Raw genomic sequence first — 6,868 nt, forward strand, 5'->3', positions numbered from 1 at the left:
CCGCTGGGCCATCTCGATGTCCACCACCGTGCCGCCGGAGACGGGCCGTACGACCCTGATGTAGTCCGGGGTGCGCCCCGTCATCGTCTCGGCGAGCTCGCCCACGGCGATGAGTCCGCCGGTCCGGGTGTTCACGGCCGCGGCCGAGGGCTGGTCCACGACCAGGCCGGCGCCCTTCACGTAGATCCGGGTGCGGGCCGCACCCAGGTCGACGGCGAAGTGGCAGCGGCGCAACTGCTCCAGGCTGACGGTCACGGCGGATCCTCCCGAGTGCGCGGGCCTTCAGGCGTCGTCCGGTCGGCGGGCCTCTGAGAGCATCCTGTGCGGGGCCGGGCGGCGGGCGCCCGCTGGAGAGGGCCGGGCGGGGCGCCGCCGAACGGGGGGTTCCGGGGGGCGTACCGGCGTGTCGCGTGGCGGGGTGCCGCCGGGCGCGGTCACCCGTCGGCCGGACGCTCCGAGGACCACGTCAGGCGCACCACCAGCTGTCCTTCCGCCGCCCCCTTGGCGATGACCGCGCCGGCCTCGGCGCTCAGCTTCACCCCGAACTCCATCTCCACCGAGTCCGGCCGCAGGCTGCCGTCGCGGAAGACCCGCAGCGCGGACCGGGCCGCCGCGCGCACGCCGTCGAGGGCGCCCTCGAAGGTGCGGGTGGCCTGGACGGCCGGGCCGTCGCCGCGGGAGACGAGCTTGGCGCCGCCCACGGTGTCCGCGCTCTCCACGACGACCACGGCGCCGTCCTCCGTGGTGAACTCCACCAGCCTGTTCATGACGTCGACCGACCCCCCGTACGCGTGACTGACGAGCAACTCCATTGTGGAGCACGGGGGATGACCTGTCCGCCGTTCCCCGGACAGGCGGCGCGCGAGGTCACGCGGGCGGTGGCGCCGGCGGTGCGGTGGCCCGGGCCGGGGGGTGGCCGGCGATGCCCCGGACCACTCCCAGCTCCACCAGGTCCTGCGGCCGGACGCGCAACTGGTCCGCGGTCGGCTCCACCTCCTCGGGCGGGCGCTTCAGGATGGCCGCGGCGAGTTCCGGTGCGATCACCGAGAAGTAACTGTCCGGGGTGACCCAGGTGTTGCCGGGCGCGGCCAGCGCGAGGGCGCCGCCGGAGCCGCCCTCGCCGATGACGAGGGTGGTGATCGGCACCCGGGCGGCGGCCACCGCGCCGAACACCTCGGCGATCGCCGCGCCGGCACCCTGCCGCTCGGCCTCCGCGTCGTTCGCGGCGCCCGGGGTGTCCACCAGCGTGAGCACCGGGATGCCGAGCCGGTCCGCCAGCCGGATCAGGCGGGCGGCGGTGCGGTACCCGGCGGGCCGGGTCGCCGTCCCGGTCTGCGCCGCGAACGCCACGGTACGGCCGTCCCGTTCGCCGAACCCGCAGAGGATCCCCTCGCTGTCGACCCCGCCGCACCGGTCACCGCTGATCAGCTCCCGCCGGCCGAAGTAGGCGTCCAGGTACGCCCGCGCCCGCGGCCGCTCACTGGCCCGGGCCCGGACGACGGCCTCCCACCCGCTGCGGGGCCGTTCGGCCGGCCCGAGCGCGAACGGCACGGGGGCGGGCTCCGGCGGACGCGCGCCGGCCGGGTCACCGGCCGGCGCGGCGGTCCCCGCTCCCGTCGCCCGCCCCGCGAGGAGCCCGAGCCACGTCCCCAGCGTGTGCCTCAGCCCGGCCGGTTCCACCACCGCGTCCGCCGAGCCCGCCGCCAGCTGGGACCGCGCGGTGTACGCGGCCGGGTCGGCGCCGGGCGGCCGGACCCGGGAGCCGGCGAAACCCACCTGGGCGCCGCGCAGGGCGAGGACGACGTCCGCGCCGGCGCCGAGGGTGGCCCAGCCGCCGCCGGTGGTCGGATCGCGCAGGACCGCGATCTGGGGCAGGCCGGCCGCGCGGGTGAGCGCGGACTGGCGGGCCACCCGCTGGAGCTGGGTGAGCGCGAGCATGCCCTCCTGCATGCGGCTGCCCCCGGTCGCGATCAGCGGCACGACCGGGAGCCGGTGCGCGCGGGCGTGGGCGTACGCCGCCTCCAGCCGGTCCCCGGTGGCCCGGCCCAGTGAGCCGCCCAGGAAGCCGAACTCGAAGGAGATCAGGACGGCCCGGGTGCCCTCGACGCTCGCGGTGCCGCAGACCACCGACTCCTGCTCGCCGGTGTGTGCGGCGGCCCGGGCGCGGGAGGCGTTGTAGCCCTGCCAGCCGAGAGGACCGTCGGGCGGGGAGTCCCGTCGCGGCGCGGGCAGTTCGCGGAAGGTGTCCGCGTCCGCGACCAGCGCCAGCGTCTCCCGCGCGGACAGCCGCTCAGGCATCGGCCAGTGCCCGCTTCATGATCTTCCCCATGTCGTTGCGGGGGAGGGCCTCCAGGTACCGGACGACGCGCGGACGCTTGTGCGGGGCCAGGCGCCGGGCCACGTGGTCCGCCAACTCCTCGGCGCCGGGCGGCGATCCCGGGTCCGCGGGGACGATCCAGGCCACGATCCGCTCACCCAGGTCCGCGTCCGGTTCCCCGGTGACGGCGGCCTCCCGCACCCCCGGGTGCTCCAGCAGCGCGTTCTCGATCTCCCCGGCCCCGATCTTGTAACCACCGCTCTTGATCAGGTCGGTGGCCTTGCGCCCGACGATGCAGACCGAGCCGTCGGGTTCGCGCACGGCCATGTCCCCGGTGCGGAACCACCCGTCGGGGGTGAACGCGGCGGCGGTGGCGTCGGGCCGGTTCAAGTACTCACTGAACAGGTTGGGGCCGCGCACCTGGACCTCGCCGACGCTCTCCCCGTCGTACGCGCCGATCTCCGTGCCGTCCTCCTCCACCAGCCGCAGTTCCACACCCGGCAGCGGCGGGCCGACCGTGCCGGCCGGGGCCTGCCCGTCGGCCCGTACGGCGGTGTTCATCAGCGTCTCCGTCATGCCGTACCGCTCGATCACCCGGCGCCCGGTGGCCGCCGCGATCCGCTCGTGGTCGTGCGCCGGCAGCGCGGCCGAGCCGGAGACCAGCAGCCGGGCCCCGGCGAGCGCCCCGGCCAGCTCCGGGTCGCCGGGCAGTGCCTCCGCGATCCGGTGGTACATCGTCGGCACGCCGAACACCATGGTCGCGCCCGCCCTCAGCTCGCGGGCCACGCCCTCCGGCGAGAACCGCCCCAGGTGCCGCACCGAGCCGCCGCGCCGCAGCGGGCCCAGGACGCCCAGCACCAGCCCGTGCACGTGGAACAGCGGCAGTCCGTGCACCAGCACGTCGTCCCCGGTCCACTGCCAGGCCTCGGCGAGCGCGTCCAGGGTGGCGGCCAGGGCCCGGCGGGGCAGGACCGCGCCCTTGGGCGGGCCGGTGGTGCCGGAGGTGTAGACGACCAGCGCCGGGTCGCCGTCCGCGGTCTCGTCCGCGGGCGGGGTGCCGGTGGCGGACGCGTCGACGTCGGCCCGGGGCACGTCGCCGAGGGCGGACGGAAGGTGCGCGCCCGGTGCGGCGAGGACCAGCGTCGGCGCGCTGTCGGACAGGATGTGCGCCAGCTCCTTCTCGCCGGACTTGGGGTTGAGCGGCACCGCGGCCACCCCGGCGAGCAGCGCGCCGGTCACCGCGACGGCGGTCTCCAGCTCCGGCGTCGCCCACACCGCGACCCGGCCGGCCCGGCCGGCCCGGCCGATGCTGGCGGCCACGGCGCCGGCGGCGCCCGCGAGTTCGCCGTACGTCAGGCTCCGCGGTCCGAACCGCAGGGCGACCCTCCTGCGCACTTCGTCCGGGGGGACCCCCGGCTCGCTGCGCTCGGCCGGACCGTCCGCCAGGGCGGGGAAGAGGGAGGACACGCGGCGCACTCCTTACTGTCGGCGGGTGCCGACTGCCGGGACGACAGCACCCTTCCTACACCAGCGGCCACGCACCGCGCCCGCTCCGGGTCCCGCCCCCGGTCCCGCCCGGGGTCACGCTCCGGTGCCCGCTCCGGTCCCGCCCGGCGGTCCGTCCCCGACGGACGGTTCCGTGGCGCTTGTTAGCCTCACCACCGCACCGATCACCGAACCGTCGTACGACAGGGAGCCCGCCGTGCCCCGCATAGCCCTCGCCACCTACGACCCCGGAACCGAACCGAGCAAGGACGAGGACCTGCCGGCGCTGGTGCGGGCGCTGACGGACGCCGGTGCCTGGGCACAGGCCCGGTACTGGGACGACCCGGCGGTGGACTGGGCCGGCTACGACCTCGTCGTCATCCGCTCGACCTGGGACTACAGCTGGCGGGCCGCCGAGTTCGGGGCCTGGGTGGACCGGGTCGGCGCGCTGACCCGGCTGGCCAACCCGGCGCCCGTCGTGCGCTGGAACACCGACAAGCGCTACCTCGGCGAGCTGGCCGCGGCCGGTGTCCCCACCGTCCCCACCCGGTACGTTCCGCCGGGCGAGCCGGCCGGCCTGCCCGCCGGCCACGAGTTCGTGATCAAGCCGACCTCGGGTGCGGGCGCCCGCTTCGCCGCCCGCTACACGCCCGCCGAACACGACTCGGCGGTACGCCACCTGGCGCGCATGCACGCGGAGGGCTTCACCGCGATGGTGCAGCCGTACATGCCGGGCATCGACGTGCGCGGCGAGCGGGCGCTGCAGTTCTTCGGCGGGCGGCTGCTGCACGCCAGCCGCAAGGGTGCCGTGCTGGCGCCGGGCACCCCGTACGACGCCGTCAAGGTGCCCCACCCCGGCCTGGAGCGCTGGCAGCCCACCGACGCCGAACTCGCCGTCGCCGAGAAGGCGCTGGCGGCCGTACCCGGCGCCTCCGGCCTGCTGTACGCCCGTGTCGACCTGGTCGACGGCGAGGACGGCGAGCCCCGCCTGATGGAACTGGAACTGGTGGAGCCGAACCTGTTCCTGTGGCTGCACCCGGAGTCGCTGCCGCGGGTGGCGGAGGCGGTCCTGGCGGCGGCCGGGGACCCGACGGCGTCCGGGCGGGGCTGAGCGGGCCCGGTGCCGGGCGGCTCAGGCGACGACGGCCGTCCGCTGGAGCAGCCCCCACGTGAACTCGGCGACCAGCTCGTGCCGTACGCCCTGCCGGTCGGGGACGGTGAGGGCCAGCCCCCACCGGGTGGGCGCGGTGCCCTCCAGCGGGCGGGCCGGCGGGAAGGCGCGGGCGGCCTCGTCCACCGTGCAGGACCAGGGCGTCAGGTCCTCCAGGGTGCGCAGCGGGGGAGCCGCCGCCCCGGGCGCCCGGACCAGCCACTCGTTCCACACCCCGCCGTCCGGCCCGACCAGCACCTCGAAGCGCAGCGCCGGCCAGAGCGGCAGCGCCCAGCGCCGGGCCTCGCAGTCGACGTCGCCGAGGCGCCGGGGGACGACGGACTCCGGCGCGCCGAGGACCGAGCGGTACCGGGAGGCGGCGCCCCGGGCCCGCGGCGAACGGACCATCGCCTGCCACCGCCTGTTGGCCTCCCGCATGTCCCCGGCGGACGCGCCGAGCCGCCGCCGGGCCTCGTCGACCAGGTCCGGGTTGTGATCGGCCATGCGGCGCAGCAGCACCAGCTGGAAGTCCAGGTCCATGGCGTCCATGGTGCCCGTGCCACGAGCCTGCTCGCCGACCCATTGCCCGCACCACCCGCCATGACTAGCCTGTGTTCGTCATGCCGATCGTCTGTTGAAATCTCGAACGGACGCTTAACCCAAGGGAGGGGGCCGGACGTGGGACGCCTCGTGCCTGCCGTGACCCGGGCTCTCGACATTCTTGAGCTGTTCCTCGACGGGGACGGGACGCTCTCCGCCCCGGACATCGTGCGCAAGCTCCAGCTGCCGCGCACCACCGTGCACGAACTGGTCACCACGCTCGCCGCGCGGTCGTACATCGTGCAGATTCCCGGACAGCCCGGACGGTACCGGCTCGGAGTGCGCCCGTACCAGCTCGGCAGCCGCTACGCCGAGCAGCTGGACCTCGCCGCCGAGGGCCAGCAGGTGGCCCGCTCGGTCGCCGAGACCTGCGACGAGACGGTCCACGTGGCCATCCTCGAGGGCACCGACGTCATCTACATCGCCAAGGTCGACTCCACGCACGCGGTCCGCATGGTCTCCGCCGCCGGCCGCCGGCTGCCCGCCCACTGCACCTCCGTCGGCAAGATGCTGCTGGCCTCGCTGCCCGAACCGGAGCTGGCCGCGCGGATCCCGGACGGGACCGCACTGGCCGCGATGACCCCGAACAGCATCACCGACCCGGCCGCCCTGCGCGAGGCGCTGGCGGACATCCGGCAGCACGGGATCGCGGTGGAGAACCGCGAGTCCAACCCGGACGTCTCCTGCGTGGCCGCGCCGGTCCGCGACCGCACCGGGCAGGTCGTGGCCGCGCTGTCCATCTCCGTACCGATGATCCGCTGGAGCGAGGAGCGCCGGGCCGAGCTGGAGCAGCTCGCCGTGAAGGGCGCCGCCGAGCTGTCGGAGCGGCTGGGCCACCGGAGCGCGGCATGACGGCGTACGAGGTCGCGGTGCGGGCGGAGGCGACACTCGGCGAGGGCCCGGCCTGGGACCCGGCGACCGGCCGGCTGATCTGGCTGGACATCCTGGGCATGCGGCTGCACACCTACGACCCGGTGTCCGGCCGCCGCACGGTCCGTACGACACCCCAGCACATCGGCGCGGCCAAGCCCCGCGCGGGCGGCGGCCTGGTGCTGAACCTGCGGGACGGCGTCGGACTGCTGGATCCCGACGGCGGCTTCCGCTGGCTGCGCCACGAGCCGGTGCCCGGGCGCCGCGCGAACGACGCCGCCGTGGCACCCGACGGCTCCCTGTGGGCCGGCACCATGCGGTACGACGAGACGCCGGGCGGCGGCACGCTGTCCCGGCTGACCGGGGACGGGACGGCCACGACCGTGCTGCCCGACGTCACGGTCAGCAACGGCACCGGCTGGAGCCCCGACGGCCGGCTCATGTAC

Annotated in this window: 8 protein-coding genes; 3 read left to right on the forward strand and 5 right to left on the reverse strand. The window is 76.1% G+C overall.

Features of this window, described 5'->3' with window-relative positions:
* The 4 genes from IE312_RS41530 to IE312_RS23595 form a co-directional block, all read right to left on the reverse strand.
* A partial coding sequence (locus IE312_RS41530; protein WP_229900338.1) for a rod shape-determining protein occupies positions 1-255 on the reverse strand: 255 nt, incomplete at its 3' end.
* A gap of 179 nt (positions 256-434) precedes the next feature.
* Positions 435-767, reverse strand: coding sequence for a CU044_2847 family protein (locus IE312_RS23585; RefSeq protein ID WP_189984322.1), 333 nt, complete (start codon positions 765-767; stop codon positions 435-437).
* 100 nt (positions 768-867) lie between these two features.
* Positions 868-2,298, reverse strand: coding sequence for a carboxyl transferase domain-containing protein (locus tag IE312_RS23590; protein WP_189984323.1), 1,431 nt, complete (start codon positions 2,296-2,298; stop codon positions 868-870).
* Positions 2,291-3,784, reverse strand: a complete 1,494-nt coding sequence (locus tag IE312_RS23595; RefSeq protein ID WP_189984324.1) for an acyl-CoA synthetase — start codon at positions 3,782-3,784, stop codon at positions 2,291-2,293. Before IE312_RS23595 ends, IE312_RS23590 begins: the two co-directional genes overlap by 8 nt.
* A 235-nt stretch (positions 3,785-4,019) precedes the next feature.
* Between IE312_RS23595 and IE312_RS23600 the strand changes: the two genes are divergently transcribed.
* Positions 4,020-4,913, forward strand: a complete 894-nt coding sequence (locus IE312_RS23600) for an ATP-grasp domain-containing protein (RefSeq protein WP_189984345.1) — start codon at positions 4,020-4,022, stop codon at positions 4,911-4,913.
* A gap of 21 nt (positions 4,914-4,934) precedes the next feature.
* Here IE312_RS23600 and IE312_RS23605 read toward each other — a convergent pair whose 3' ends face one another.
* Positions 4,935-5,492 (reverse strand): hypothetical protein, encoded by a 558-nt coding sequence (locus IE312_RS23605; protein ID WP_229900339.1) that lies wholly within the window; start codon positions 5,490-5,492, stop codon positions 4,935-4,937.
* 138 nt (positions 5,493-5,630) lie between these two features.
* On the opposite strand from IE312_RS23605, the gene IE312_RS23610 reads away from it, so the two are divergent.
* Entirely contained in the window at positions 5,631-6,404 is a 774-nt protein-coding gene (locus tag IE312_RS23610) for an IclR family transcriptional regulator (protein ID WP_189984326.1), read from the forward strand.
* On the forward strand, positions 6,401-6,868 hold a 468-nt coding region (locus IE312_RS41535), incomplete at its 3' end, for an SMP-30/gluconolactonase/LRE family protein (RefSeq protein ID WP_229900340.1). The genes IE312_RS23610 and IE312_RS41535, both read left to right, overlap by 4 nt.

The organism is Streptomyces capoamus, from assembly GCF_014654935.1.
In the GTDB taxonomy this organism is placed as follows: Bacteria; Actinomycetota; Actinomycetes; order Streptomycetales; family Streptomycetaceae; genus Streptomyces; species Streptomyces capoamus.

Excerpts from the sequence above, each read along its gene's own strand:
- IE312_RS23585 (WP_189984322.1), bottom strand. The coding sequence starts at position 767 with ATGAACAGGCTGGTGGAGTTCACCACGGAGGACGGCGCCGTGGTCGTC.
- IE312_RS23605 (WP_229900339.1), bottom strand. The coding sequence starts at position 5,492 with ATGGACCTGGACTTCCAGCTGGTGCTGCTGCGCCGCATGGCCGATCAC.
- IE312_RS23590 (WP_189984323.1), bottom strand. The coding sequence starts at position 2,298 with ATGCCTGAGCGGCTGTCCGCGCGGGAGACGCTGGCGCTGGTCGCGGAC.